This is a genomic window from Streptomyces lateritius, assembly GCF_014649715.1.
GTDB lineage: Bacteria > Actinomycetota > Actinomycetes > Streptomycetales > Streptomycetaceae > Streptomyces > Streptomyces lateritius.
The window spans coordinates 62,419-89,374 of the sequence record NZ_BMTO01000016.1; the positions used below are offsets into that span (position 1 = coordinate 62,419).

Consider the following 26,956-nt stretch of genomic DNA (forward strand, 5'->3'; position numbering starts at 1 on the left):
AGTCGTCCATCGCGTACTTGACGCCCTCGCGGCCGACGCCGGACTTCTTGGCGCCGCCGTACGGCATCTGGTCGGCGCGGTAGGACGGGACGTCGCCGATGATCACGCCGCCGACCTCCAGCGCGCGGTGGGCGCGGAAGGCGGTCTGCAGGTCGTGGGTGAAGACGCCGGCCTGGAGGCCGAAGTCCGAGTCGTTGACGGCGGCGAAGGCCTCGGCCTCGCCGTCGACCTTGGCGATGGTGAGGACCGGTCCGAAGACCTCGGCACGGGCCAGCGTGACGTCGGCCGGGAGGTCGGTGAGGACGGTCGGGGCGTAGGTGGCGCCCTCGCGCTTGCCGCCGGTGAGCAGCTTCGCACCGGCCTGGACGGCTTCGTCGACCCAGGACTCGACGCGCTGGGCGGCGTTCTCGTCGACCAGCGGGCCGACGTCGGTGGCGGAGTCGTTCGGGTCGCCGGTGACCTGGGCCTCGACGGCGGTGACGATCTTCGGCACGAGCCGGTCGTAGACCGAGGCGTCGGCGATCACGCGCTGCACGGAGATGCAGGACTGGCCGCCCTGGTAGTTGGAGAAGGTGGCGATGCGGGTCGCCGCCCAGTCCAGGTCCTGCTCGGACGCCCAGTCGCCGAGGACGACGGCGGCGGCGTTGCCGCCGAGCTCCAGGGTGCAGTGCTTGTGCGGCACGGACTGCTGGATGGCGAAGCCGACCTTGTCGGATCCGGTGAAGGAGATGACCGGGAGGCGCTCGTCCTGCACGAGGGCGGGCATGCGGTCGTTCGGCACGGTCAGGACGGACCAGGAACCGGCCGGCAGGTCGGTCTCGGCCAGCAGCTCGCCCAGGATCAGGGACGAGATGGGAGTGGCCGGGGCCGGCTTGAGGATGATCGGGGCGCCGACGGCGATGGCCGGGGCGACCTTGTGGGCGCTGAGGTTGAGCGGGAAGTTGAACGGCGCGATGCCGAGGACGACGCCCTTGGGGATACGGCGGGTGAGCGCGAGGCGGCCGACGCCACCGGCCTCGGTGTCGAGGCGCTGGGCCTCGCCGCCGTTGAAGCGCCGGGCCTCCTCGGCGGCGAAGCGGAAGACGGAGACGGCGCGGCCGACCTCGCCGCGGGCCCACTTGATGGGCTTGCCGTTCTCGGCGGAGATCAGCTGGGCGATCTCCTCGGTGCGTTCGGCGAGACGCTTCGACACGTGGTCGAGGGCGGCGGCGCGGACGTGCGCCGGGGTCGCGGCGAACTCGTCGACGACGGCGTGGGCGGCCGCGACGGCCTCCTCGACCTGGGCCTCGGTGGGCACGCTGACCTTGCCGACGAGACGACCGTCCCACGGGGAGGTGACGTCGAAGGTGGCCTCGCCGGTGGCCTCGCGGCCGGCGAGCCAGAAGGCGTGGGTGTCAGACATGTGCGGCCCGGCCCTTTCCGTATCGGTTGGTGTAGCGGTGGCTGACTGACTCGGCGGGTGTCGCCGAGGCGTCCGACTGCCACGGTAGGGCCGAGGGAGCGAAGCGTCGTTTGTCCGGTGTGGAGTGGTCGGGGGTGGCCGGCTCGCCGGTTTGGCCGAAGCGAAGCGCTCAGCTCCTTCGCTCCGTCGAGACGATGAGCCAGACGCCGGCGACGACGATCGCGCCGCCGAGGGCGATCGGCCAGGTGAGGGCCTCGTCGAGGACGAGGGCGCCGAGGAGTACGGCGACGACCGGGTTGACGTAGGCGTAGGTGGCGACGAGCGACAGCGGGGCGGTCTGGAGAAGCCAGGCGTACGCGGTGAAGGCGATCAGCGACCCGAAGACGACGAGGGAGGCCAGCGCGATCCAGGAGCGGGCGGAGATCGCGGTGGGGTCGAGGCCGTACTGCTCGCCGCGGATCAGGCCGATCGCGGCGCAGCCGAGGCCGCCGGCGACCATCTCGTACGCGCTGGCGGTGAAGGGATTGGCGGGCATCGGGATCCGGGAGGACGAGAACGAGCCCACGGACCAGAGGAGGGTGGCCACGACGACGAGAAGGACGCCGCTGATCCGGACGTCGCCGCTGAGGCCGGGGAGGGTGAGGACGGCGAGTCCGGCGAGTCCGAGCAGGACGCCGGCGACGCCGCCGCCGGTGGGGCGCTGCCCGAAGACGGCCTTGAGGAGGACGACCCAGGCGGGGACGACGGCGACGAGCAGGGCGGCGAGTCCGGAGGGGACGGAGGTCTCGGCGAGGACGATGAGGCCGTTGCCGCCGAGGAGCAGCAGCAAGCCGACGAGGGCGGCGGAGCCGAGCTGGGTGCGGGTGACGCGGAGGGCGGAGAGCCCCTGCCGCCAGGCGATCAGCGCGGTGAGGAGCAGTCCGGCGACGACGAAGCGGAGGCCGGCGGAGAGGAAGGGCGGCATCGTCTCGACGACGATCCGGATCCCGAGGTAGGTGGACCCCCAGACGACGTAGACGATGCCGAGCGCGGCCCACACGGCGCCGGAGATACGGCGGGGGGTGGGCGCGGGGGCGGGCGTCCGAAGCGCGGAGGAGGCCGGATCGACGGCGGGGCTTGTCATGTCCTGGAGATTATGGAACCCCGGTTGGCAAGGCCAGGTATTTTGCCCGCGATCGGGCAGTGTGAGGCTTTTTCGGGCCTGGCGAGCGAGGGCTGAGGGTGGGTGGCCGTAGGCGGCCGGGGAGGCCGAGGCCCCGCGTCCGGCATCTGGGCCGGTACCGGCAAACCCCGCGTCCGGCATCCGGGCCAGTACCCGGGACCCTGGCCGGCGGCCGGGGCCGGCTCGCCGCCGGGCCCGGCTCGTACCCCTGGTCAGGTGATCGACCCGGGGCCGGCGGGCCGAAGGCCCGGCGTTACTGCTCGGGCGAGGACTCCGTAGCCGTTGCCTTGAGGGCGAGCCAGAGTTCCATGCGGACGTCCGCGTCGTCCAGGGAGCGGCCCAGGATCTCCTCGACGCGGCGCATGCGGTAGCGCAGGGTGTGGCGGTGGACGCCCAGGTCGGCCGCCGCCGCGTCCCACTGGCCGTGACGGGAGAGCCAGGCCCGCAGGGAGGCGACGAGGTCGCCGCGGCCCGTGGCGTCGTGCTCGTTCAAGGGCCGCAGCATCCCGTCCGCGAAGGCGCGGACCGCGTCGTCCGCGAGCAGCGGCAGGACCGAGCCGGCCGCCAGCTCCTCGTGCTCGACGAGTGCCCGACCCCGGCGCCGCGCCACCGACAACGCCTGCTCGGCCTGCTTGTACGCGGCCGCCGCCGCGATCGGGCCCGCCGGGGCCGAGAGGCCGACCACGACACCGGCCTCCTCCGCGTCCCGTGCCGCGTACGCCTCGCAGGCCGTGACGACGGCGCCGCCGTCCCCGGCCAGGACCAGGAGCCGGTCCTCGCCCTCCGGGACCGCCAGGACCGTCTCACCGGCGTGGGCCGCGGCCGACTCGAGCGCGTCGGCGAACGCCGGGAGCGGCGGCTCGCCCTCCCGCTCCCCCGGCGCCGTCTCGGCGATCAGGAGGCGGAAGGGGGCGTCGAGCAGCCCGCCGTACAGGTCCCCCGCCACCGCCCGCGCGTGGTCGGGCTGCCCGGACAGCATCATCCGCAGGACCGCCGCGCCGAGCCGGCTCTCGGCCGCCTGCAGTGAGCGCGAGCGCTCCGTGGTCAGCGTCAGGAGCGCGATCGCGGAGTGCACGGCGTACCGTTCCGCCGTCCCGAGCGGCGCCCCCGTCCCGACCGCGAGCGCGCCCCGCACCCGCCGCCCCGTGCCCAGCGACTGCAGCTCCACCCGGTCCTCGGTGCCGCCGACCACCGCGCTCGCCGGGGCGGGCCGTTCCCGGAGCCGTTCGACGTCGGGCGTCAGCCGGGCGGCCCGGCGCGCCGCCCACTCGGGGGACACGGCGAGGACGGCACCGGAGGTGTCGTAGAGCGCCGCCCAGCCGTCCACGTGGGCCGCGAGCCGGGCGACCACCGCGTCCGGGCCCTCCGCGAGCGCCGCTCGGGTCATCTCGCGCTGGGCCTCGAACCCGGCCGTGACCGCCCGGTACTGGTCGGCCGCGATCGCCGCCGACACCGCCTTGCTGATGGCGAGGAACGGGGTGCGCCGCGGCACTTCGAGGAGCGGCAGGCCCTCCGCGCGCGCCGCGTCGACCAAGGGCTCGGGGATGTGCTCGTAGTTGACGCCGATGGCGAAGCCGAGACCGACCACCCCGGCGGCGAGCAGCCGCCGCACGTAGCGGCGCATCGCCTCGGGGTCCTCGGCGTCCAGCGTCAGCGCGGTGGTGAGCAGCAGCTCGCCGCCCTCCATGTAAGGGACGGGGTCGGCGAGCTCGCTGACATGGGCCCAGCGCACGGCGGTGCCGAGACGGTCCTCACCTGCGCGGACCGTGAGCTTGAGCGCCGAGTGCTGGACGAGGGAGGCGAGGGTGGGCGGCATGGACCGTCGTACCTTTGAGCGGAGGGAGGCCGATCCGACGAACGGCGCACCCGATTGTGCCAGGGCCCGGGGGCGCCCGCGTCAGCTCCGCAGGTCGACCAGGAGCGGTGGCGTGTGTTCGCCCCGCACATGGGTGAGGGAGAGCACGGCGTGCCCGGCGGGGACGGCGTGCGCGAGGTCGGAGGCCGACCAGCGCTCCCGCTCCACCTCCCTCACGGTCACGGCCTCCGCGGTCGCCGCCTTGCCGGTCACCACCCGCCGCACGAAGTGCAGAGCCTTGGTGAGGGGCTCGTCGGAGATGATCTGCCGGTTGGTGACGTCGCGGGTCTGGACCCATTCGGTGCCCCAGGTCTCGGCGAACCGTCCGCCGTCCCAGGGCGCGATCCCCGCGAACGCCATCCGGCAGCCGACGGCCCCGAGCAGCGGCCCGCGCAGCGCCTCCGGTACGTCCTCCAGACCGCGCAGGGCGAGGACGACGCCGGCGTTGACGGAGCGCAGCCGCCGCACGGCCCGTACCGATTCGCCGGTGACGGTGTACGTGGCGTCGTCGAGGACCAGGCAGGCGAACAGGGACCGGTCGCGACGGCCGAGCGCGGCCTCGGCGAACTGGGCGAGCAGCAGCCGGGAGACGATCCGGGAGGCCTCGGCGTGGCCCCGTTCGGGCAGGTCGACGCGGACGCGCAGGGGGTGCTCGACGGCTCGGAGCGAGAACTGCGGGCGCTCGCCCTCGGTCCGGACGGTGTGGAAGAAGGAGGCGAAGGCGGGCCGGTCGAGGAAGGCGATCCGTTCGGCCAGCAGGACGGCGGTGTCGTCCCCGCGCCGGTCCTGCCGCTGCCGGGCGTCGAGCTCGCGCAGCTGGGCGGGGTCGCCGGCGACGGCGGCCCGCAGCGCGTCCAGCGCCTCGGGCGTCCCGGCGAGCAGCTCGCGCAGCTCGGGGACGGCGGGGAACCGCCGGTACGCGGCGCGGAAGGGTCCGATCAGCTGGGCGAGCGCGGTGGCGGCCCGGCGGCTGTCGGCGACGAGGTCGCCGACGAGCGCCTCGGCGAGGATCCGGGCGGCCTCGTCGGGGTCGTCCGTTCCGCCGTACAGGTCGAGGTCGTGGGTGGATTCGGGCCGCCCGACGGAGACGACCACGTCGAAGGCCTCGTCGGGGCCGAGGGCCGTGCCGTGGGAGGCGACGGCGACGACGGCCGCCCGGTTCGCCAGCGCCTGGAGACAGAGCGACTCGACGACCGGCCGGACGAGACGCGTGGTCTTCCCGGACCCGGCCGGGCCGACGGCGAGCAGCGAGGTTCCGAGCAGCGCCGGCTCCAGGGCGACGCCGGTGGTGCGGCGGGCGTACGGGTTGCGCGGGTGGTCGGCCACGGCGCCGATGAGGACCTGGGCGGTGGCCAGGTCGTGGGTGGCGGTACGGACGGGCAGGTCGCGCAGTCCGGAGGGGTGGGCGCAGGCGGCGGCGCCGCGGGCCCGCACGGCCTCGGTGAAGGCGGCGAGCCGCTCGGGCCGGGTGCGTACGCCCTGCCATGCGCGCCGGATCCGGGCGTAGTCGACGTCGCCGAGCAGGCCCCGGCGGGTGGCGTCGGCGAGCGTGCCCGCGGCCTCGGTGAGCCCGGCGTCGCGCAGCTCGGGCCATTCGACGGGGTCGGCGGCCGTCGGCTCCGTGACCGGCTCGGCTGGGTCGGCCGTCCCCAGGCGCCTGCGCACGGCCGGCCAGGTGCCGACGCGCGCCACGGCCGCGAGCACCGCGAGGCCGAACAGCAGGTAGTAGACGTTCGAGACCCAGGCGAGCCAGGTGACGGTGCGGGGCATGTCGCGCCAGACGCCCGGCACGAGGACGAACAGCGGCCACAGCGGGACGCCGTAGCGCAGCCAGACGTCCCGCCAGTTGCCGACCCGTCCGAAGCCAACCGCGAAGAGGGTGAGGACGACGGCGTACCAGAGGTACGTCGCGGCGACGTACAGGTCGAACCGGGGGCTGGCGGGCGCCTGCCAGGAGTCGGGGACGAGCCAGAGCATCGGCAGCAGCCACCAGTCGGTGACGAAGATCCACCATCCCTGGAGATACCCGTTCCAGAGCAGCGACCAGAGCAGCCAGCCGCAGAGGTAGGCGATGAACGCGCCGGTGAACAGCTGGCGCCCTGGCACCCGGTCCGGCTCCTCCGGCGGCCTCTCGCGGTGCCCCAGCCGCCACACGCCGGGGTCGGCCGCCGGGCGGGGGGTGCGGAGCCATTCGGCGACGCCGATGCGGGTGGGGGCGTGCCCCGGCACGGGCGGGACGCCGGGCGGCGCCATGGCTCCCGAGGAGGCCGGCGCGGGGGGAGGCCCGAGGGGCGCGGGGGGCGGCGCGAGGGGTCCGGGTGGCGTGGCGGGCCGCGGGACGGCGTTCCCCGTCCCGCGGCCGGTGCCCCGCGTGTCGCGTGACTCGTACGTGCCTTCGGTCTCCATGAACCCCTGCCCCCTGACCAGCCGGGTCGCCGCATCCGTGCAACCGTCAATCTAGTGGGCGACGGCGGCCCCCGAGCCGTTTCGCCCACCCGTGGGAACGTGCGCCTTTCCGGCGGCCCCGGAGCGACGCCATGTCCACCACGGACAACGACACACCCCCCACCACTCCCGATCGGCGCATGCCCGGACCCCTCCCCCGCACCTAGCCTGCGGAAGAAAGCCACACGTGCGTCCAGAACACCCCCAGGAGCCCCGCATGAACGCTGTCCCGCAGGAGCGGCGCGTCGTCACCGCCATCCCCGGTCCGAAGTCGCAGGAGCTTCAGGCCCGCCGCCTCGACGCCGTGGCCGGCGGCGTGGGCTCCGTGCTGCCCGTCTTCACGGCCAAGGCCGGCGGCGGCATCATCGAGGACGTCGACGGCAACCGTCTGATCGACTTCGGCTCCGGCATCGCCGTGACCTCGGTCGGCGCCTCCGCCGAGGCCGTGGTCCGCCGCGCCGCCGCGCAGCTCGCCGACTTCACGCACACCTGTTTCATGGTGACGCCGTACGAGGGGTACGTCGAGGTCTGTGAGGCGCTCTCCGAGCTGACCCCGGGCGACCACGCCAAGAAGTCCGCGCTGTTCAACTCGGGCGCCGAGGCGGTCGAGAACGCGGTCAAGATCGCCCGTTCGTACACCAAGCGCCAGGCCGTCGTCGTCTTCGACCACGGCTACCACGGCCGTACCAACCTCACCATGGCGCTGACGGCGAAGAACATGCCGTACAAGCAGGGCTTCGGTCCGTTCGCGCCCGAGGTCTACCGCGTGCCGGTCGCCTACGGCTACCGCTGGCCCACCGGCCCGGAGAACTGCGGCCCCGAGGCCGCCGCCCAGGCGATCGACAACATCACCAAGCAGATCGGCGCCGAGAACGTCGCCGCGATCATCATCGAGCCGGTACTCGGCGAGGGCGGTTTCATCGAGCCGGCCAAGGGCTTCCTGCCGGCGATCGTGAAGTTCGCCAACGACAACGGCATCGTCTTCGTCGCCGACGAGATCCAGTCCGGCTTCTGCCGCACCGGCCAGTGGTTCGCCTGTGAGGACGAGGGCATCGTCCCCGACCTGATCACGACCGCCAAGGGCATCGCGGGCGGTCTGCCGCTCGCCGCCGTCACCGGCCGCGCCGAGATCATGGACTCCGTGCACGGCGGCGGCCTGGGCGGCACCTACGGCGGCAACCCGGTGGCCTGCGCCGGCGCGCTGGGCTCCATCGAGACGATGAAGGAGCTCGACCTCAACGCCAAGGCGAAGAAGATCGAGTCGCTCATGAAGGCCCGCCTGTCGGCGATGGCCGAGAAGTTCGACGCCATCGGCGACATCCGCGGCCGCGGCGCCATGATCGCCATCGAGCTGGTCAAGGACCGCGCCACCAAGGAGCCGAACCCGGAGGCCGCCGGCGCGCTGGCGAAGGCCTGCCACGCCGAGGGCCTGCTGGTCCTGACCTGTGGCACCTACGGCAACGTGCTGCGCTTCCTGCCGCCGCTGGTCATCGGCGAGGACCTGCTGAACGAGGGCCTCGACATCATCGAGAACGCGTTCGCCGGAGTCTGAGGCGTGCGACACCCGGTGTGAAGAAGGTGTGGGGGGCCGATGGCGGGATGGAGATCCGGCTGTCGGCCCTCCTTTCCGTGGCGTACGGTTTCTGCAGATGAGAGAAACACCCCGCTCGCAGGGGACTGCGGGCGACACCAGGGCGGAGCCTCCCCAGCCCCGCCTTGGCCGTGCCCTCGCGCACACCACTGGAGCCTCCGGCTCCGGAACTCCTCACCGATCGGATGGCCGCCCGCCCCACACCCCCCGGGGCGCGCGGCAGCCCGGTCAAAGCGGCCTTCCCGGAACCACCCCCCCTGTTCCGGGGAGGCCGGCTGTCTTCTCGGCGGTCGTCGTTCTCGCCGTCGTCACCTGGCAGGTCCTGGTCGGCGGCCCACTGGCCCGTCTAGACGAGCGAGCCTCCCGCGCACTGGTGGACACGGTCCCGCGCGGCCTCTCCGAACTCGGCGCCGACCTCGGCAACATGACGGTCGCCCTCCCCGTCCTCGGCTGCGCGATGGCGTACGCGGTGTGGCACGGCCGGCGCGCTGCGGCCCTCTACGCGGGTCTCGCGATGGCGCTCGTCCCGCTCGTGGTCGTCCCCCTGAAGGAGTGGACCGCCCGCCCGGGCCCGCTGGAGCCGTGGGCCGCGGGCTACTACCCGTCGGGCCACACGGCCACGGCGATGGTCGCCTACTTCGGCGCGGCCCTCCTGGTCTCGCGCCGGCTGCTCCCCGTCGCCGCCGTCCTGACGGCGGCGACGGGGGCCGGCCTGGTCCTGCGCGGCTTCCACTGGCCCCTGGACGTGCTGGCCAGCCTCTGCCTGGGCCTGCTGATCCTGACGCTCAGCTCCGTCGGGCGGCGCTCGTCCGGAAATACGTGTCGAAGTTCCGGCTGAACTCCCAGCCGCCCAACCGGTCCCAGTTGATGGACCAGGTCATCAGGCCGCGCAGGCCCGGCCAGGTGCCGTGGGTCCGGTAGGTGCCGCAGTCGGTCTTCTTCGTGAGGCAGTTCAGGGCCTTGTTCACCTCGGCCGGGGAGGTGTGGCCGTTGCCCGCGTGGGTGGAGGCGGGGAGGCCGATGGCGACCTGGTCGGGGCGGAGGGCCGGGAAGACACGGGTCGTGTCGCCGGCGACCGGGAAGCCAGTGAGGAGCATGTCGGTCATGGCTATGTGGAAGTCCGCGCCGCCCATGGAGTGGTACTGGCCGTCGAGGCCCATGACCGGGCCCGAGTTGTAGTCCTGGACGTGGAGCAGGGTGAGGTCGTCGCGCAGGGCGTGGATGACCGGCAGGTACGCGCCGGCGCGCGGGTCCTGGCCGCCCCAGGGCCCGGAGCCGTAGTACTGGTAGCCGAGCTGGACGAAGAAGGTCTCCGGGGCCATCGTCAGGACGAAGCCGGAGCCGTACTTCGCCTTGAGGGTCTTCAGCGCGGAGATCAGGTGGACGATCACGGGGCTGGTCGGCTCGCGGAAGTCCGTGTCGCCGGTCTGGAGCGAGAGGGAATGGCCCTCGAAATCGATGTCCAGGCCGTCGAGACCGTACTCGTCGATGATCTTGGAGACGGAGGAGACGAAGGTGTCGCGAGCGGCCGGGGTGACGAGCCGCACCTGGCCGTTCTGGCCGCCGATGGAGATCAGCACCTTCTTGCCCGCGGCCTGCTTGGCCTTGATGGCGGCCTTGAAGTCGGCGACGGATTCGACGTTCGGGCACTCGGCCGCCGGGCACGGCGCGAAGCGGATGTCGCCCGAGGTCACCGAAGTCGGCTCGCCGAAAGCGAGGTTGACGACGTCCCAGGAGTCGGGGACGTCGGCCATCCGGGTGTAGCCGGAGCCGTTGGCGAAGCTCGCGTGGAGGTAGCCGACGAGGGCGCGGGCCGGCAGGGCGTCACCCGGGTTCCCGCCTCCGCCGGAGGTGGTCGTCGCCGTCACCGTCGCGGACTTCGGGGACTCGCCCGCGCTGTTCACGGCCGAGACCTGGAAGCCGTACGAGGTGGCGGGCGCGAGGCCGGTCGCGGTGTACGAGGTCCCGCTGACGGACGCCACCAGGGCGCCGCCACGGTGGACCCGGTACGAGGTGGCGCCGGGGACCGCCGACCAGCTCAGCGGGACGCTCGACGAAGTCGGGGAGCCGGCCGCCAGACCCGCGGGCGCGGCCGGGAGCTGGACCGGGTCGCCGCCGGGGCCGACCAGGGAGAGGTCGTCGGCGTGGTAGGCGGGGGTGCCGTACCAGCCGTGGGTGTAGAGGGTGACCGAGGTCGTCGACGCGCCGGTACGGAAGGTGGTCGTCAGCTGCTGCCAGTCGGTCGCCGCGGGGGTCCAGGTGGAGACGTCTGTGGTGCCGGTGCCGGACGCGCCGAGGTACACATGGCCGCCTCGGACCCAGCCGCTCAGCGTGTACGCGGAGTTCGGCCTGACGGTCACGGTCTGGGAGCACTTGGCGTTGTCGCTGCCCGCCGGGGTCGCGAGGAGTGCCTTCGTCCCGCTGCGCACGGGTGACGAGACGACGGCGCCGCTGCCCGCCGTGCAACTCCAGCCGTCCAGGCCGGATTCGAAGCCGCCGTTGCGTGCGAGGTCGGGGTCGGCGGCCTGGGCCGCGGGGGTGAGGGCGACGAGTCCGCCGGCGGCGAGCACGCCCGCCAGCGCGAGGACGAGGGGTCTGGTGCGTGAGGGGGTGCGGTCCACAACTGCCTCCGGGGTGGGGGGAATCGAGGTGGAGCGCGCCACAGCATGGTCCAGACCAATCAAGTGGTCAAGACCTCTGCCACGGTCGGCGTACGGCCCCGGTCCGGCCCCGCCGGGGTCGGCTACCGCGCCCCGCCTCTCCTTTCCTCCCGGGCCAGGCGGCCCGCCGCCTCGTGCATCGCCAGCTCCAGGAGCGAGGCGTCGTTGAGGGTTCCGCTGCCGTCCGGCGGCACCAGCCAGCGCACTCCGCCGGTCGCACAGCCCGGAAAGGGGACGACGATCCAGGTGCCGTGGCCGGCGCCGCGCACCCCCGTGCCGAGCCAGCGCGCCGCCGTGCCCGGTGGCACGAAGAAGCCCGTCCGGGACTCGCCGAAGTCGGCCAGGACCGGCCCCGGCCGGTCCACCAGCCGGACCAGCACGTCGAGCGTGGGGCAGCCGAGCTCCCCGGGCAGGATCAGCACGTCCCAACGCCTGCCGGCGGGCAGCAGCGCGACCCCGAGGGGGTTGCGCTGCCATTCCCACCGGCAGGCGTCGGGATCCGGTGCCACCGATGCCAGCCATTCCACTGCGGTCCTGGCCCCCGAACCACTCATCGCCAACGGCCTCCATTCCGTGTGCGGACACGCGACGCGGTGTCCGCACGCACAGAGCGGGGTGGGCGACGATCATTACGCGGGTCCGGGCGGTTCGTCGGGAGTGAACGGGGTCACACCATGATCGAATGGTGTGCGCCGGGGGCGTGCACCCGGCGCACAGCGGGCGGGAAGCGGTCAGCTGTCGAAGCCGAGGCCCAGCCGGTCCATCGCCTTCAGCCACAGGTTGCGGCGCCCGCCGTTCTCGTCGGCCCGGGCCAGCGACCACTTGGTGATGCCGATGCCGGCCCAGGCGATCGGCTCCGGCGGGAACGGCAGCGGCTTGGAACGGACCATCTTCAGCTCGGTGCGCTCCGTGTGCTCACCGGCCAGCAGGTCGAGCATCACGTCCGCGCCGAAGCGGGTGGCGCCGACCCCGAGGCCGGTGAACCCGGCCGCGTACGCCACCTTCCCCTGGTGGGCCGTGCCGAAGAAGGCGGAGAAGCGCGAGCAGGTGTCGATCGCGCCGCCCCAGGCGTGGCTGAACCGCAGCCCCTCCAGTTGCGGGAAGCAGCGGAAGAAGTGCTCGGCGAGCCTGAGGTACGTCTCCGGGCGGTGGTCACGCTCGGCGCTGACGCGGCCTCCGAAGGGGTAGATCGCGTCGTAACCGCCCCACAGGATCCGGTTGTCGGCGGTGATGCGGAAATAGTGGAACTGGTTGGCGCTGTCGCCCAGACCCTGGCGGTTCTTCCAGCCGACCGAGGCGAGCTGCGCGTCGGTCAGCGGCTCGGTCGTCAGGACGTAGTCGTAGACCGGGACGGTGTAGTACCGCACCCGCTTGACCAGGGAGGGGAAGACGTTGGTGCCGAGCGCGACCCGGCGGGCGACCACCCGGCCGTAGGGGGTGCGCACGCCCATCCCGGCGCCGAGGGAGACCAGTTCGAGGCCGGGGGTGTTCTCGAAGATCCGTACGCCGAGGTCCAGACAGGCCCGCTTCAGGCCCCAGGCCAGCTTGGCGGGGTGGAGCATGGCGACGCCACGGCGGTCGTGGAGGCCCCCGAGAAAGGTCGGCGAGTCGACCTGCGCGCGGACCGCGTCCCGGTCGAGGAGTTCGAGGCCGTCCGCGAGGCCGAGCCGGCGGGCCGCCTCGTACATCTCGTGCAACTCCTCGAGCTGGTGCGGCTCGGTGGCGACGTCGATCTCGCCGGTGCGCTCGAAGTCGCAGTCGAGGGAGTAGCGGGCGACCGCCGCCTCGATGGCGTCGAGGTTGCGCTCGCCGAGCCGCTCCAGCGTGGTCAGTTCGTCCGGCCAGCGAGCGAGCCCGTTGCCGAACCCGTGCGTGAGGGAGGCGGCGCAGAAGCCGCCGTTGCGGCCCGAGGCGGCCCAGCCCACCTCGCGCCCCTCGATCAGTACGACATCCCGGTCCGGCTCCCGCTCCTTGGCGAGGAGCGCGGTCCACAGTCCGCTGTAGCCGCCGCCGACCACGAGAAGGTCGCACTTCTCGGTGCCGGTGAGGGCGGGCACGGCGCCGGGCTTGCCGGGATCTTCCAGCCAGAAGGGGACGGGCTGGGCGTCGGAGAGAGATCGTGCGGCACTACGCATGGCAACTGGGGCCATGGTTTCCAACTCCTTCAGGGCTTAGCTCAAGGTCGTACTCAGCTTGTCGCTGCCTTCTTGCGCCGGCTCGTGACGATCTGACCGGCGACCACCACCAGGACGGCGATGACGAACATCGCCGTGCCGATGACGTTGATCTGCACGGGCGTGCCGCGCTGCGCCGAACCCCAGACGAACATGGGGAAGGTGACGGTCGAGCCCGCGTTGAAGTTGGTGATGATGAAGTCGTCGAACGAGAGCGCGAAGGCGAGCAGAGCTCCGGCGGCGATACCGGGTGCGGCGATCGGCAGCGTGACCCGTACGAAGGTCTGCGCCGGGCCCGCGTAGAGATCGCGCGCCGCCTCCTCCAGGCGCGGGTCCATCGACATCACGCGCGCCTTGACCGCTGTCACCACGAACGACAGGCAGAACATGATGTGGGCGATCAGGACCGTCCAGAAGCCCAGCTCGGCACCCATGTTGAGGAAGAGCGTGAGCAGGGAGGCGGCCATGACGACCTCGGGCATCGCCATCGGCAGGAAGATCAGCGAGTTGATCGCCCCGCGCGCCCGGAAGCGGTAGCGGACCAGCGCGAAGGCGATCATCGTGCCGAGGACCGTGGCGCCGAGCGTGGCCCAGGCGGCGATCTGGAGCGACAGGGTCAGCGAGCCGCACAGGTCGGCGACGCCGCACGGGTCCTTCCAGGCGTCCAGCGAGAACCGCTGCCAGGCGTAGTTGAAGCGCCCGTTCGGCTTGTTGAACGAGAACACCATCACGACGATGTTCGGCACGATCATGTACGCGAGCGTCAGCAGACCCGCGATGACGACGAGGTTGCGTCGTATCCAGCGCATCAGACCAGGTCCTCCGTTCCGGCACGGCGGATGTAGACGGTGACCATGATCAGCACGATCGCCATGAGGATGAAGGACAGCGCGGCCGCCGTCGGGTAGTCGAGCACCCGCAGGAACTGCGACTGGATGACATTGCCGACCATCTTGGTGTCGGTGGAGCCGAGCAGCTCCGCGTTGACGTAGTCACCGCTCGCCGGGATGAACGTGAGCAGCGTGCCCGAGACCACGCCCGGCATGGAGAGCGGGAACGTCACCTTCCGGAAGGTGGTGGTCGGCGACGCATACAGGTCCCGCGCCGCCTCGTGCAGCCGGCCGTCGATCCGCTCCAGGGAGGTGTAGAGCGGAAGGATCATGAACGGCAGGAAGTTGTACGTCAGACCGCAGACCACGGCCATCGGGGTGGCGAGCACGCGGTCGCCCTCGGTCCAGCCGATCCAGCTGGTCACGTCCAGGACGTGCAGGGTGTTGAGGACGTCGACGACCGGCCCGCCGTCGGCGAGGATCGTCTTCCACGCCAGCGTCCGGATGAGGAAGCTGGTGAAGAACGGCGCTATGACCAGGACCAGGAGCAGATTGCGCCAGCGGCCGGCCTTGAAGGCGATCACGTACGCCAGCGGGTAGCCGAGGAGCAGACAGAGCAGCGTGGCGGTACCGGCGTACAGCAGGGACCGGACGAACTGCGGCCAGTACTCCCGGAAGGCGTCCCAGTACGTCTGGAAGTGCCAGGTGACCTCGAAGCCCTGCTCCAGGGAGCCGGTCTGCACGGAGGTCGAGGCCTGGTAGACCATCGGCAGCGCGAAGAAGACGACCAGCCAGATGATGCCGGGCAGGAGCAGCCAGTACGGCACGAGCCGCTTGCGGGTGGACCCCTTGCGGACCGGCAGGTCCGCTGCGGGTGGAGCTTCCGTGATGGTCACGAGGCGTCCTCCACCGTCTCCACGCCCGCGTCGATGTCCTGGGTCGCGTCCAGGCCGAAGGTGTGGGCCGGGTTCCAGTGCAGGACGACCTCGGCGCCGGGGGCCAGGCGCGTGTCCCGCTCTATGTTCTGCTCGTAGACCTGCAGCTCCGCGCCCGCCGGCGAGTTCACGACGTACTGGGTGGAGACGCCGATGAAGGAGGAGTCGACGATCCGGCCGGTGACCCTGTTGCGGCCCTCGGCGATCTTCCCCGCGTCGTCGGCGTGCGCGAGCGAGATCTTCTCGGGCCGGACACCGACGAGGACCTTGCCGCCGGTGCGTACGGCCGCGGAACATCGGTCGGCGGGCAGGCTGAGCTTGCCCCCGCCGGCCGTGACGACCAGGTCCGTGCCGCCGGTCTCGACGACCTCCGCCTCGATGAGGTTGGAGGTGCCGAGGAAGTTCGCGACGAACGTGGTCCGGGGGTTCTCGTAGAGGTCGGCGGGCGCGCCCAGCTGCTCGACCCGGCCGCCGTTCATCACCGCGACCTGGTCGGCCATCGTCATGGCCTCCTCCTGGTCGTGCGTGACGTGGACGAAGGTGATGCCGACCTCGGTCTGGATCCGCTTGAGCTCCAACTGCATCTGGCGGCGCAGCTTGAGGTCGAGGGCGCCGAGCGGCTCGTCGAGGAGGAGCACCTGCGGGTGGTTGATGAGCGCGCGGGCGACGGCGACGCGCTGCTGCTGGCCGCCGGAGAGCTGGTGCGGCTTGTGCTTGGCCTTGTCGCCGAGCTGGACGAGGTCGAGCATGTCGCCGACCTGCTTCTTCACCGACTTGACGCCCCGCCGGCGCAGACCGAAGGCGATGTTCTCGTAGATGTCCAGGTGCGGGAAGAGCGCGTAGGACTGGAAGACGGTGTTGACCGGCCGCTTGTACGGAGGGAGGTCGGTGACGTCCTTGTCGCCGAGGAAGACGGTGCCGGTGGTGGGCTCCTCCAGGCCGGCGATCATCCGCAGCGTGGTGGTCTTGCCGCAGCCGGAGGCGCCGAGGAGGGCGAAGAACGAGCCCTGCGGGACGGTCAGGTCGAGCGGGTGCACGGCGGTGAAGGAGCCGTACGTCTTGCTGATGCCGGTGAGACGGACGTCGCCGCCGGTGTTCGTGTCAGTCATGGGTTGCGATCCCGGTTCGTAAGGGGTGGGCGACGGCTGCTCAGGCACCGATGAGCTTGGCGAACTTCTCCTCGTACGCCGTCTCTTCCCGGCTCGTCAGGGAGCGGAAGGCGTGCGACTTCGCGGCCATGGCCTTGTCGGGCAGGATCAGCGTGTTGCTCGCGAGCTCCGGGTCGATCCTGGCGAGCTCGTCCTTCACTCCGTCGACCGGACAGACGTAGTTGATGTACGCGGCGAGCTGGGCGGCGACCGGAAGCTCGTAGTAATAGTCGATGAGCTTCTCGGCGTTCGTCTTGTGCCGGGCCTTGGTGGGGACGAGGAGGTTGTCGCTGGAGGTGATGTAGCCGGCCGAGGGGATCGCGAACCTGATGTCCGGGTTGTCGGCCTGCAGCTGGATGACGTCGCCGGCCCAGGCGAGACAGGCCGCGAGGTCGCCCTTGTCCAGGTCGGAGGTGTAGTCGTTGCCGGTGAAGCGGCGGATCTGCTTCTTGTCGACGCCCTTCTGCAGCCGGCCGATCGCCTGGTCGTAGTCGGCGTCGGTGAACTTCCCGGGGTCCTTGCCCAGGTCGAGCAGGGTCATGCCGACCGAGTCGCGCATCTCGGTGAGGAAGCCGACCCGGCCCTTGAGGGAGGGGTCGTCCAGGAGCTGGGTGACCGAGTCGACCTTCTTGCCGCCGGTCGCCTTCACGTTGTACGCGATGACGGTGGAGATACCGGTCCAGGGGTACGAGTAGGCGCGGCCCGGGTCCCAGTCGGGGCGCCGGAACTGGGCGGAGAGGTTGGCGTACGCGTTCGGGAGGTTGGCCGGGTCGAGCTTCTGCGCCCAGCCGAGCCGGATGATGCGGGCGGCGAGCCAGTCGGTCACACAGATCAGGTCGCGGCCGGTGTCCTGGCCGGCGGCGAGCTGCGGCTTGATCTTTCCGAAGAACTCGACGTTGTCGTTGATGTCCTCGGTGTACTTGACCTTGATCCCGGTGCGTTTCGTGAACGCCTCCAGGGTGGGACGGGTCTTCTCGTCCTCGCTGACGTCCATGTACTCGGTCCAGTTGGAGAAGCTCAGCTGCTTCTCCTTGGCCGAGAAGTCCGTGGACGCGGGGCCCTGGCCCTCACGCTTGGCCGGGGGGATGCCGCAGGCGCTCAGACCGGCGAGGCCGCCGACCGTGAGCGCTCCGACGCCTCCGGCACGCAGCATCGAACGGCGGGTGAGGGCGCCCCGGCCGCTCGTCAGGCTGCGCCGCATCGCGGCCAGTTGTGCCGCGGACAGGCTGTCGGGCTCGTACTGCTCCATGCGCTGTGCCCTTTCGGGATGGTTTCGCCGCCGGTCGGGCGACGTGCTGGCTATCGGTCCCCGAAGATCGTGCGGTGCCAGTCCTTCGCGGCGACCGCCGTGTTGTCGTACATCACGTGCTTGACCTGCGTGTACTCCTCGAAGGAATACGCCGACATGTCCTTGCCGAAGCCGGATGCCTTGTAGCCGCCGTGCGGCATCTCGCTGATGATCGGGATGTGGTCGTTGACCCAGACGCACCCCGCCTTGATCTCGCGGGTGGCACGGTTCGCGCGGAAGACGTCACGGGTCCACGCGGAGGCGGCGAGGCCGTAGGGGGTGTCGTTGGCCAGTCGGACACCCTCGTCGTCGCTGTCGAAGGGCAGGGCCACGAGGACCGGTCCGAAGATCTCCGACTGCACGACCTCGCTGTCCTGCGCGGCGCCGGTGATCAGGGTCGGACGGTAGTACGCACCGTTCTTCAGCCCTCCTCCCGGGGCTTCGCCGCCGGTGACGACGGTGGCGTAGCCCCGGGCGCGCTCGACGAAGGCGGCGACCCGGTCCCGCTGGACGTGGCTGATCAGCGGGCCGAGATCGGTGGCGGGGTCGAAGGGGTCGCCGAGGCGGACGGTCTCCATCAGCTCGGCGACCCGCGCGACGAAGGCGTCGAAGAGCGGGCGCTGGACGTAGGCGCGGGTGGCGGCGGTGCAGTCCTGGCCGGTGTTGATGAGGGAGGCGGCGACGGCGCCGTGGGCGGCGGCCTCCAGGTCGGCGTCGTCGAAGACGACGAAGGGCGCCTTGCCGCCCAGTTCGAGGTGGAGCCGCTTCACGGTGGAGGTGGCGATCTCGGCGACCCGCTTGCCGACGGGGGTGGAGCCGGTGAAGGACGTCATCGCCACGTCGGGGTGGCCGACGAGGTGCTCGCCTGCGGTCCGGCCGGCACCGGTCACGATGTTGACGACGCCGTCGGGGATCCCGGCCTCCGTGGCCGCCTGCGCGAACATCAGCGAGGTCAGCGGGGTGAGTTCGGCCGGCTTGAGGACGATCGTGTTGCCGGCGGCGACGGCCGGGAGGATCTTCCAGGCGGCCATCTGGAGGGGATAGTTCCAGGGGGCGATGGAGCCGACGACCCCGATGGGTTCGCGGCGGACGTACGAGGTGTGGTCGCCGCTGTACTCGCCGGCGGACTGGCCCTGGAGGTGGCGGGCGGCCCCGGCGAAGAAGGCGGTGTTGTCGACCGTGCCGGGGACGTCGAACTCCGTCGACAGCTTGATGGGCTTGCCGCACTGGAGGGACTCGACACGGGCGAACTCCTCGGCCTGCTCGGCGAGGACGCCGGCGAACCGGTGCAGGGCGTCGGAGCGCTCGCCGGGGGTGGCGCCGGCCCACGCGGGGAAGGCGTCCTTGGCGGCGGCGACGGCCGCGTCGACGTCCGCCGTGGAGGCCAGTTCGTAGGTGTGGACCCTCTCGCCGGTGGCCGGGTCGACGACGTTGTGCTCCCGACCCGACGTCCCGGGGCGCAGCCGCCCGCCGATGTACTGCGCGCCGTCCGCGAAGCGGTCGGTCACCTGGAAGCGGTTGCCCATGACGCTCTCCGTTGTTCCAGCTCGAATTGAGTGCCGATCCTGACAGAGTGATGCCGGTCCAACAAGTGATTCCGTTGTTGCCTTTTGGTTACGCGACGGAATCGGTCGACCATGTGTCGAGGGTCCCGGGAAATCCCCGTACGAAGTGTCCGTGGCGGCTGCCAGACTCGCATGCATGGGGAATCTCGAGGAGCTGACACAGCAGGTCAGCAGGGGTCAGCGGGTGAAATGGCTGCACTTCTGGGGGCACCGTCCGAGGCCGGACGGGGAGCTCTCGGCGAGCTGCCTGAGCCAGTGGTGGCCGTCACCCTTCGAGGTGGACGGCGTGCGTTACGCGACGGCGGAGCACTGGATGATGACGTCGAAGGCGAGACTCTTCGGAGACCCGGAGGCCGAGCGGGCGGCGCTCACGGCTCGCTCGCCGGCCGAGGCGAAGAGGGCCGGGCGGCTGGTGCGGGGCTTCGACCAGACGGTGTGGGAGCGGGAGCGCTTCGGGATCGTGGTCGAGGGCAGCGTCCACAAGTTCGCCTCGGACGAGGCGCTGCGGGGGTTCCTGCTCGGCACGGGCGGACGGGTGCTGGTGGAGGCGAGCCCGGTGGACCGGGTGTGGGGCATCGGCCTGACCGCCGACGACCCCCGGGCGAAGGACCCCTCCCGCTGGCGGGGCCTGAACCTGCTGGGCTTCGCCCTGATGGAGGCGAGGTTCCGCCTGCGGACCGGGTGAACGGCGAAGGCCCCCGCACCGGGGTGCGGGGCCCTTCGTGTTCGTCGCCGTCGGCGTCGTCGGCCGGGTGGCTCAGCGGTTTTCGACGACCAGGCTGGTCGCGAACGGGTCGTTCAGGTCGCCGTCGTTCTCGAACTCCTCGGCGTTCATGAAGATCCAGACGAAGAAGGCGATGACCGCCACTCCGAGCGCGATGCCGATCGATCCCAGGACGACACCGGCCGTGGCCTGGCCGCCGTTGTTCGCCTCGCCGCGCTGGACGCGCTTGCGGCCCATGATCCCGAAGATCAGGGCCAGTACGCCCAGGATCAGGCTGAGCACGCCGTACAGGCAGAAGAGGCAGACGGCCAGGATGCCGAGCACCATGCCCGCCGTACCCATGCCGTTGGACTGACCACCGCCCTGCCAGCCCTGCTGGCCGTAGCCGCTGTACCCCGGGTAGCCGGGATAGCCGTACGTCGACGCCGCGGCCGCCGGCGGCGTCGGCGGGTAGCCGTACGCGCCGGGCGTCGCCGCCGGTCCGCCCGGGGCCACGGGCGGCGGCGGAAGCTCTCCTGTGCCGTCCCCCGCCGCCGGCATCGACGTCATCGTCGGCTGGTCGTGCACCGGCGACACCGGGGGCCGGTCCCGCGGCTCCGGTGCCGCCGACGGACGGTCCTGGGCGTCCGGGGCCGTCGGCTTGCTCAGTTCCACCCCGTCGCGGTTCGGCGGAGCCCACGGATCCGCCGGGTCGTACCCGCCCCGCTGCTGCTCGCTGTTGTCAGACATGGGCCTCCCCCATCGTGGTCCCGCCATGCTACGACCTCCCTCCGAGCGGGGACCGGCCCGGCCTACGATGATCCGATGACCGATCTCCACCCCTTCATCGCGGGGCTCCCCAAGGCCGAGCTGCACGTCCACCACGTGGGCTCCGCCTCCCCCCGGATCGTCTCCGAGCTGGCCGCACGCCACCCGGACTCCAAGGTCCCCACGGACCCGGAGGCGCTCGTCGACTACTTCACGTTCACCGACTTCGCGCACTTCGTCGAGGTCTACCTCTCCGTCGTGGACCTCGTCCGCACCCCGGAGGACGTCCGGCTGCTGACCTTCGAGATCGCCCGCGACATGGCCCGCCAGAACATCCGGTACGCCGAGCTGACGATCACCCCGTACAGCTCGACCCGTCGCGGGATCGACGAGCGGGCCTTCATGGAGGCGATCGAGGACGCCCGCAAGGCCGCCGAGGCGGAGCTGGGCGTCGTCCTGCGCTGGTGCTTCGACATTCCCGGCGAGGCCGGTCTGGTGGCCGCCGAGGAGACCGCCCGGCTCGCCGTCGACCTGCGCCCGGAGGGCCTGGTCTCCTTCGGTCTCGGCGGCCCGGAGATCGGGGTGCCCCGCCCCCAGTTCAAGCCGTACTTCGACCGCGCCGTCGCCGCCGGCCTGCGCTCGGTGCCGCACGCGGGCGAGACGACGGGCCCGCAGACGATCTGGGACGCGCTGAACGACCTGCGTGCCGAGCGCATCGGTCACGGCACCAGCGCCGTGCGGGACCCCGCGCTCCTCGCTCACCTCGCCGAGCACCGGATCGCCCTGGAGGTCTGCCCGACCTCCAACATCGCGACCCGGGCGGTCGCCCGCCTGGACGAGCACCCGATCAAGGAGATGGTGGCCGCCGGGGTGCTCGTGACGATCAACAGCGACGACCCGCCGATGTTCGGCACGGACCTGAACAACGAGTACGCGGTCGCCGCCCGGCTCCTGGAGCTCGACGAGCGCGGCCTCGCCTCCCTGGCCAAGAACGCCGTCGAGGCCTCCTTCCTCGACCCGGCCGGCAAGGCCCGGATCGCCGCCGAGATCGACACGTACACCGACGCGTGGCTCGCGCGCTGACCGGCGTCCCCTCACTGACGACGTGAGAATGTGCCCATGGACCACGTGACTGTCGTAGGCCACCGCGGCGACCCGTACCGCGTCCGTGAGAACACGGTCCCCTCGATCGTCTCGGCGATCGAGGCGGGCGCCGACGCCGTCGAGATCGACGTACGGCTCACCCGCGACGGCGTTCCCGTCCTCCTCCACGACGACACGCTGAAACGGCTGTGGGGTCACGACCGGCCGCTGTCCTCGCTCTCCCTGGAGCAGCTGAAGGAGCTGACGTACGGCGGGATCCCCACCCTGCGCGAGGCGCTGATCGCGGCCGGGCCGCACCGGCTGATGCTCGACCTGCCCGGCGGCGACGAGTCGTCGGTCCGTCGCATCGTCGGCACGGTCCGCGAGTGCGGCGCGGCCGAGCGGGTCCTCTACTGCGCGGGTTCGGTCGCCATGCTCCAGGTCCGGGCCGCCGACCCGTCCGCCGAGATCGCCCTGACCTGGACGACCCTCGCCCCGCCGCGCCCCGTGCTGCTCGACGCGATCCGGCCGCGCTGGCTCAACTACCGCTTCGGGCTGGTCAGCCGGGAGCTGGCGGACCGGGTGCACCGGGACGGCCACCTCGTCTCGGCCTGGACCCCGGACACCCGGCGCGCGATGCGTAAGCTCCTGAACCACGGGGTGGATTCGATCACCACCAACCGCGTGGACGCGCTCACCGCCGAACTGCGAAGGAGTACGCCGAGGTGACCGGGACCGAGAGGATCCGTACCGACATCGCGCACAACGCGCGGGTGTGGAACTACTGGCTGGGCGGCAAGGACAACTATCCGGTGGACCGCGCGGCCGGCGACCAGGTCACCCGCTTCTACCCGGGCATCGGCGAGGTGGCCCGCGCGGACCGGGCGTTCCTGGGCCGGGCGGTGACGTATCTGGCCGCCGAGGCGGGGGTGCGCCAGTTCCTGGACATCGGTACGGGCCTGCCCACCGCCGACAACACCCACGAGGTCGCCCAGCGCATCGCCCCGGACGCCCGCATCGTCTACGTCGACAACGACCCGATCGTGCTGACGCACGCCCGCGCGCTGCTGACCGGCGCCCCGGAGGGCGTCACCGAGTACGTCGACGCGGACGTCCGGGAGCCGTTGCGGATCCTGGAGGCGGCGGCGAGGACGCTGGACCTGACGCGCCCGGTCGCGGTGATGATGCTCGGCATCCTCAACTTCGTCCTCGACACCGACGAGGCCCGCTCCATCGTGCGCACCCTGATGGACGCGGTGCCCTCCGGCAGCCATCTCGTCCTCACCCACCCCACGCTCGAACCGGAGCTGGGTGGCGAGGCGAACGTGGCGGCGATGGCGTTCTGGAACGAGAACGCGACCCCGCCGATCACCGCACGCGGGCGCGCCGAGTTCACCTCCTTCCTCGACGGGCTCGACGTCCTGGAGCCGGGGATCGTGTCCTGCGCGAGCTGGCGTTTCGCCCCGGCGTCCGAGGTGGCGCAGTTCGGCGCCGTGGGCCGCAAACCGTGAGGGACGCGGGGAGCGGCATACGGGCGGAGGTGCAGGGCTGGTGGGACCGGGCGAGGTCGCTGGGCGACGCCAACCCCTGGGCGGTCGACATCGGCGTCGCGCTGCTCGTGCAGGCGGCGATGACCATGCCGTTCGTCGTGCCGCGAGGGCCGGAGCTGGAGCCGGCGACCTGGCCGGCGTACGGGCTGACCACCCTCACCGTCGTCCCGCTGGTCTGGCGGCGGCGCGCGCCGATGGCCGTCCTGCTCGCGATCCTGGCGACGAGCGCGCTGTACAAGATCGCCTTGGAGGGTCCGGGCCAGCCTTTGCCGTACACCGGTCTGGTCATCGTCTACACGATCGCCGCGCTCTCGCCGGCCCGCGACCGGCTCGTCACGGTCGTCCTGCTCGTGCTCGCCGTGCCGGTCTCCGTCTGGCTCAACACCCGGTCGGCGCGTGAACTGACCTTCTCTCTCTTCGTGTTCGCGGCGGCGTACGTCTTCGGCCGGCTGACCGACACCCGGCAGCGGGCCAACCGGGTGGAGGCCGAGCAGGCCGCCGCGCGCGAACGGGCCCGGATCGCGCGGGAGATGCACGACGTCCTCTCCCACGCGGTGAGCCTGATGATCGTGCAGGCGGAGGCGGGTCCGGTCGCGGTGCGTACGGCTCCGGAGCGTGCGGAGGCCGCGTTCGACGCGATCTCCGAGACGGGCCGGGACGCGATGGCGCAGCTGCGCCGGATGCTGGGCGTCCTGCGGGACGAGGACGGGCCGGCGGGCGGCGCGCAGACGCCGAGGGAGTGTCCGGAAAGTAGCGCCGTCTGCCCGCAGGGCAGGGCCTGCGGCGTCCGGTGCGTGCGATCGCGAGGCGGAGGATCGCCCTCGTACGGGGCGTACTCGGGTGATCCCGGCAACGCGGCGAGCGTGCGTGCCGGGCGTCGCGGGCCAGGCGGGACGTTACGGGCACGACCCAGGGAGCCCCAGCCGGACCTGGCCGGCCTGCCCGACCTGGTGGAGCGGGTACGGGCGAGTGGTCTCGACGTCACGTACGGGACGGCGGGCGGGGTGCGCGCCCTGCCGGCGGCCACCGGGGCGACGGTCTACCGGATCGTCCAGGAGGCGCTGACGAACGTGGTCAGGCACGCGAACGCGCGCAGCGCCCGCGTACAGCTCACGCGCAGGGACGACGTGCTGGAGATCCTGGTGACGGACGACGGCCGAGGCCCGCAGCCGGGCTCCGGCGGGCACGGACTGCTCGGCCTGCGCGAGCGGGCGGCCGCGCACGGTGGTACTGCGAGCACCGGGCCGGGCCCGGACGGCCGGGGCTTCCGGGTCAGGGCCACGATTCCTCTGGAGATGGGACATTGACGATCCGTGTGGTGGTGGCCGACGACCAGGAGCTGGTCCGCAGCGGCTTCGCGATGATCCTGGACGCCCAGCCGGACATCGAGGTGGTCGCGGAGGCGGGCGACGGGGCCGAGGCGGTCGAGGCCGTGCGCCGGCACGCGCCCGAGGTGGCGCTGCTCGACATCCGGATGCCGCGCATGGACGGCATCGAGGCGTGCCGCGCGATCGGCGCGGAGTCGGCCTGCCGGACGGTGATGCTGACGACCTTCGACTCCGACGAGTACGTGTACGAGGCGCTGCACGCGGGCGCGAGCGGCTTTCTCCTGAAGGACGTCCGCCGGGAGGATCTGGTGCACGGGGTACGGGTGGTGGCGCGGGGCGACTCGCTGCTCGCGCCGTCCGTCGCCCGCCGGCTGGTGGAGCAGTACACGCGCCCGGCGGCCCGCCGGCACGCGCCCGACCCGCGTCTGGACGCGCTGACCGGCCGGGAGCGGGAGACGCTGCTGCTGCTCGCGCGGGGTCTGTCGAACGCCGAGATCGCGGCGGAGCTGGTCGTCAGCGACCACACGGTGAAGACGCACGTCGGCAACGTGCTCGCCAAGCTGGGGTTGCGCGACCGGATCCAGGCGGTGATCTGCGCGTACGAGACAGGTCTGGTCGAGGCGGGTGGGGCTCCCGCCTCCCCCGGGCGGGCGAGGAACTGACCGGCGAAGACCGCCGGTGCGGGGGATCCGCGCGATCCCCCTGGTCAGCAGGATGTGAGTCGTCGAGAACAACGGCTCACCTCACGGGAGTTGACCACCATGAAGAGCACCACCCGCGCGTTGATCGCCACCGCGCTCGTCCTGGGCGTCGCAGGCACGGCGGCCCTGCCGGCCTCCGCCGCCCCGCCGGCCCCGGTGTCCGCCCCGGCCTCGGTGTCCGCCTCCGTCCAGGCGCCGAACCCCGCCCTGGAGGCGGCGATCGCCGGGCTGCCGAACGACCGGGCGACCGCCGCCCTGGTACGGGTCGGCGGCACCGAGAGCGTCTGGCGGGGCGCCTCCGGCGTGCACGACCTGGAGTCGGACCGCCCGGCGGATCCGGACGGCCGCTTCCGGGCCGGCTCGGTGACCAAGGTCTTCACGGCGGCGGTCGCGCTCCAGCTGGCCGCCGAGGGCCGGCTGGACCTGGACCGCCCGGCCCGCTCGTACCTGCCGGAGCTGATCCCCGGCCGGTACGGGAAGGTCACCGTCCGCCAGCTCCTCGACCACACCCACGGCATCCCGGCCGCCGACTTCGCCGGGGACACGGTCGAGGAGTGGTACACGAACCGCTTCCAGATCCACGACCCCCGGAAGACCGTCCGCTCGGCGACGGCGAAGAAGCCCGAGTTCGCGCCGGGCACCAAGCAGCACTACCTCAACATCGGCTACACGATCACGGGCCTGCTGATCGAGCGCGTGACGGGCGACTCCTACGAGCACCAGGTCGCCGCGCGCGTCCTGCGGCCGCTCGGTCTGCGCGGCACGTACTTCCCCGGGACCGACCCGCGCATCAGGAGCCCGCACAACCACGGCTACCAGAGGATGACGCTGGACGACGGCACGACCGGGCTGCGCGACGTGTCGGTGTGGGGCACGACGGACGGCTGGGCGGCGGGCGACATCATCTCGACCACCGCCGACCTGGAGCGTTTCACGCAGGCCCTCTTCCAGGGACGGGTGGTGCGCGGCCCGCTCCTGGAGGAGATGTTCACGCTGCCGAAGGTCGCGGACTTCAGGAGCGGCGACCCGGCGGCGTTCTCGATCGGCCTGTCGATGAAGAGGCTGGGCGGGCGCGAGGTGTGGGGCAAGACGGGCGGCAGGTGGGGCTACAACGCGGCGATCGCCTCGACCCGCGACGGCGCGCGCACCCTGGTCTACAGCGTCAACTCCACGGACGCGAAGGGCCAGGACATGAACGAGGTCGCGCTCAAGCTCATGCTGGCGACGTACGGCATGCCGTCGGCGTGAGCGCCTCCAGGCGCTTGATCATCCGGTGGACGACGAGCAGCGGGATCACGCCGAAGACGCCGAACGACATGTCGATGACCGACCACCAGAAGGGGATGCCCCGGATCGGGCCGCAGACGAGGGCGAGCGGGATGATGCCGGCGCAGGCGATCACGCCGAACTCGATCACCCAGATGTTGCGGACCGGGTCGCGGTAGGGCCCGTAGAAGGCGACGGCGATGACGAGGTGGGCGAAGGCCAGCCAGTCGGTGCCGTAGAGGAGGAAGGGGTACTGCGCGTCGGCGGCGTCGAGGCCGTCCCGGACCCGCCGGACCCACTCCAGGAGACCGGGGAAGAGGTCGGCGACCGGGGATGCCCAGGACGTCAACGCGGCTTCGGCCAGGCGGAGTTCGGTGACCAGCGGGAAGGCGGTGAGCCCGCTGAGCACCAGGCAGACGATGAACAGGACCAGCCAGGCACGGATGCGCTTCAGGAGGGCTCTGGGCCCGTCGGCATCGCTCATGCCCCCACCGTACGCCCT

23 protein-coding genes are annotated in these 26,956 nt (G+C 72.0%); 9 read left to right on the forward strand and 14 right to left on the reverse strand.

Features of this window, described 5'->3' with window-relative positions; translation table 11 throughout:
- The 4 genes from IE136_RS28295 to IE136_RS28310 all read right to left on the reverse strand — a co-directional run.
- Positions 1 to 1,402, reverse strand: a 1,402-nt coding sequence (locus IE136_RS28295) for an aldehyde dehydrogenase family protein (RefSeq protein WP_189601757.1), incomplete at its 3' end; no start/stop codon positions are given.
- A gap of 169 nt (positions 1,403 to 1,571) precedes the next feature.
- Positions 1,572 to 2,525: an EamA family transporter gene (locus IE136_RS28300; protein WP_189601758.1), complete on the reverse strand. Its 954-nt coding sequence runs from the start codon at positions 2,523 to 2,525 to the stop codon at positions 1,572 to 1,574.
- Between the two features lie 292 nt (positions 2,526 to 2,817).
- Positions 2,818 to 4,380, reverse strand: coding sequence for a PucR family transcriptional regulator (locus IE136_RS28305; RefSeq protein ID WP_189601759.1), 1,563 nt, complete (start codon positions 4,378 to 4,380; stop codon positions 2,818 to 2,820).
- An 81-nt stretch (positions 4,381 to 4,461) separates the two neighbouring features.
- A complete protein-coding gene (locus tag IE136_RS28310; RefSeq protein ID WP_189601760.1) occupies positions 4,462 to 6,672 on the reverse strand; it encodes a type IV secretory system conjugative DNA transfer family protein in 2,211 nt (736 codons plus the stop codon).
- Between the two features lie 409 nt (positions 6,673 to 7,081).
- On the opposite strand from IE136_RS28310, the gene gabT reads away from it, so the two are divergent.
- Positions 7,082 to 8,416 (forward strand): 4-aminobutyrate--2-oxoglutarate transaminase, encoded by a 1,335-nt coding sequence (gene gabT / locus IE136_RS28315; protein WP_189601761.1) that lies wholly within the window; start codon positions 7,082 to 7,084, stop codon positions 8,414 to 8,416.
- Between the two features lie 412 nt (positions 8,417 to 8,828).
- Entirely contained in the window at positions 8,829 to 9,293 is a 465-nt protein-coding gene (locus IE136_RS36625) for a phosphatase PAP2 family protein (protein WP_308432483.1), read from the forward strand.
- Here IE136_RS36625 and IE136_RS28325 read toward each other — a convergent pair.
- From IE136_RS28325 to IE136_RS28360, 8 genes are all read right to left on the reverse strand, one after another.
- On the reverse strand, positions 9,241 to 11,076 hold the full coding sequence (locus IE136_RS28325) for a chitinase (RefSeq protein WP_189601763.1): 1,836 nt from the start codon (positions 11,074 to 11,076) through the stop codon (positions 9,241 to 9,243). The genes IE136_RS36625 and IE136_RS28325 overlap by 53 nt on opposite strands.
- Positions 11,077 to 11,198: 122 nt before the next feature.
- On the reverse strand, positions 11,199 to 11,669 hold the full coding sequence (locus tag IE136_RS28330; protein WP_158991036.1) for a hypothetical protein: 471 nt from the start codon (positions 11,667 to 11,669) through the stop codon (positions 11,199 to 11,201).
- A 177-nt stretch (positions 11,670 to 11,846) separates the two neighbouring features.
- Entirely contained in the window at positions 11,847 to 13,265 is a 1,419-nt protein-coding gene (locus IE136_RS28335) for an NAD(P)/FAD-dependent oxidoreductase (RefSeq protein ID WP_189601764.1), read from the reverse strand.
- Positions 13,266 to 13,303: 38 nt separating this feature from the next.
- The gene (locus IE136_RS28340; protein ID WP_158991032.1) at positions 13,304 to 14,098 is read right to left on the reverse strand and encodes an ABC transporter permease; all 795 of its coding nucleotides are present in this window, start codon (positions 14,096 to 14,098) and stop codon (positions 13,304 to 13,306) included.
- Complete coding sequence (locus tag IE136_RS28345) at positions 14,098 to 15,015, reverse strand: ABC transporter permease (RefSeq protein ID WP_158991024.1); 918 nt, start codon at positions 15,013 to 15,015, stop codon at positions 14,098 to 14,100. Before IE136_RS28345 ends, IE136_RS28340 begins: the two co-directional genes overlap by 1 nt.
- Positions 15,012 to 16,163, reverse strand: a complete 1,152-nt coding sequence (locus tag IE136_RS28350; protein ID WP_158991023.1) for an ABC transporter ATP-binding protein — start codon at positions 16,161 to 16,163, stop codon at positions 15,012 to 15,014. Before IE136_RS28350 ends, IE136_RS28345 begins: the two co-directional genes overlap by 4 nt.
- Before the next feature lie 40 nt (positions 16,164 to 16,203).
- Positions 16,204 to 17,451: an ABC transporter substrate-binding protein gene (locus IE136_RS28355; RefSeq protein ID WP_158991021.1), complete on the reverse strand. Its 1,248-nt coding sequence runs from the start codon at positions 17,449 to 17,451 to the stop codon at positions 16,204 to 16,206.
- 50 nt (positions 17,452 to 17,501) lie between these two features.
- Entirely contained in the window at positions 17,502 to 19,016 is a 1,515-nt protein-coding gene (locus IE136_RS28360) for a gamma-aminobutyraldehyde dehydrogenase (RefSeq protein WP_158991019.1), read from the reverse strand.
- 175 nt (positions 19,017 to 19,191) lie between these two features.
- Between IE136_RS28360 and ybiA the strand changes: the two genes are divergently transcribed.
- A complete protein-coding gene (ybiA, locus tag IE136_RS28365; RefSeq protein ID WP_158991017.1) occupies positions 19,192 to 19,740 on the forward strand; it encodes a riboflavin biosynthesis intermediates N-glycosidase in 549 nt (182 codons plus the stop codon).
- Positions 19,741 to 19,812: 72 nt separating this feature from the next.
- Here the strand turns inward: ybiA and IE136_RS28370 are convergent, their stop codons facing one another.
- A complete protein-coding gene (locus tag IE136_RS28370) occupies positions 19,813 to 20,508 on the reverse strand; it encodes a DUF4190 domain-containing protein (RefSeq protein ID WP_158991015.1) in 696 nt (231 codons plus the stop codon).
- 75 nt (positions 20,509 to 20,583) lie between these two features.
- Between IE136_RS28370 and IE136_RS28375 the strand changes: the two genes are divergently transcribed.
- From IE136_RS28375 to IE136_RS28405, 6 genes are all read left to right on the forward strand, one after another.
- Positions 20,584 to 21,609 carry an adenosine deaminase gene (locus IE136_RS28375; protein WP_189601765.1) on the forward strand — a complete coding sequence of 342 codons (1,026 nt, stop codon included), beginning with the start codon at positions 20,584 to 20,586 and terminating at the stop codon, positions 21,607 to 21,609.
- Positions 21,610 to 21,645: 36 nt separating this feature from the next.
- Positions 21,646 to 22,338: a glycerophosphodiester phosphodiesterase gene (locus IE136_RS28380; RefSeq protein WP_189601766.1), complete on the forward strand. Its 693-nt coding sequence runs from the start codon at positions 21,646 to 21,648 to the stop codon at positions 22,336 to 22,338.
- Positions 22,335 to 23,120 carry an SAM-dependent methyltransferase gene (locus tag IE136_RS28385; RefSeq protein ID WP_158991009.1) on the forward strand — a complete coding sequence of 262 codons (786 nt, stop codon included), beginning with the start codon at positions 22,335 to 22,337 and terminating at the stop codon, positions 23,118 to 23,120. The genes IE136_RS28380 and IE136_RS28385 overlap by 4 nt, the downstream gene beginning before the upstream one ends.
- Before the next feature lie 119 nt (positions 23,121 to 23,239).
- Positions 23,240 to 24,466 carry a sensor histidine kinase gene (locus IE136_RS36045; protein WP_229819246.1) on the forward strand — a complete coding sequence of 409 codons (1,227 nt, stop codon included), beginning with the start codon at positions 23,240 to 23,242 and terminating at the stop codon, positions 24,464 to 24,466.
- Positions 24,463 to 25,149, forward strand: coding sequence for a response regulator (locus tag IE136_RS28400; RefSeq protein ID WP_158991007.1), 687 nt, complete (start codon positions 24,463 to 24,465; stop codon positions 25,147 to 25,149). The genes IE136_RS36045 and IE136_RS28400 overlap by 4 nt, the downstream gene beginning before the upstream one ends.
- A gap of 99 nt (positions 25,150 to 25,248) precedes the next feature.
- Positions 25,249 to 26,436, forward strand: a complete 1,188-nt coding sequence (locus tag IE136_RS28405; RefSeq protein ID WP_189601767.1) for a serine hydrolase domain-containing protein — start codon at positions 25,249 to 25,251, stop codon at positions 26,434 to 26,436.
- Here the strand turns inward: IE136_RS28405 and IE136_RS28410 are convergent.
- Positions 26,402 to 26,938 carry a hypothetical protein gene (locus tag IE136_RS28410; protein ID WP_189601768.1) on the reverse strand — a complete coding sequence of 179 codons (537 nt, stop codon included), beginning with the start codon at positions 26,936 to 26,938 and terminating at the stop codon, positions 26,402 to 26,404. The genes IE136_RS28405 and IE136_RS28410 overlap by 35 nt on opposite strands.
- Positions 26,939 to 26,956 lie beyond the last annotated feature (18 nt).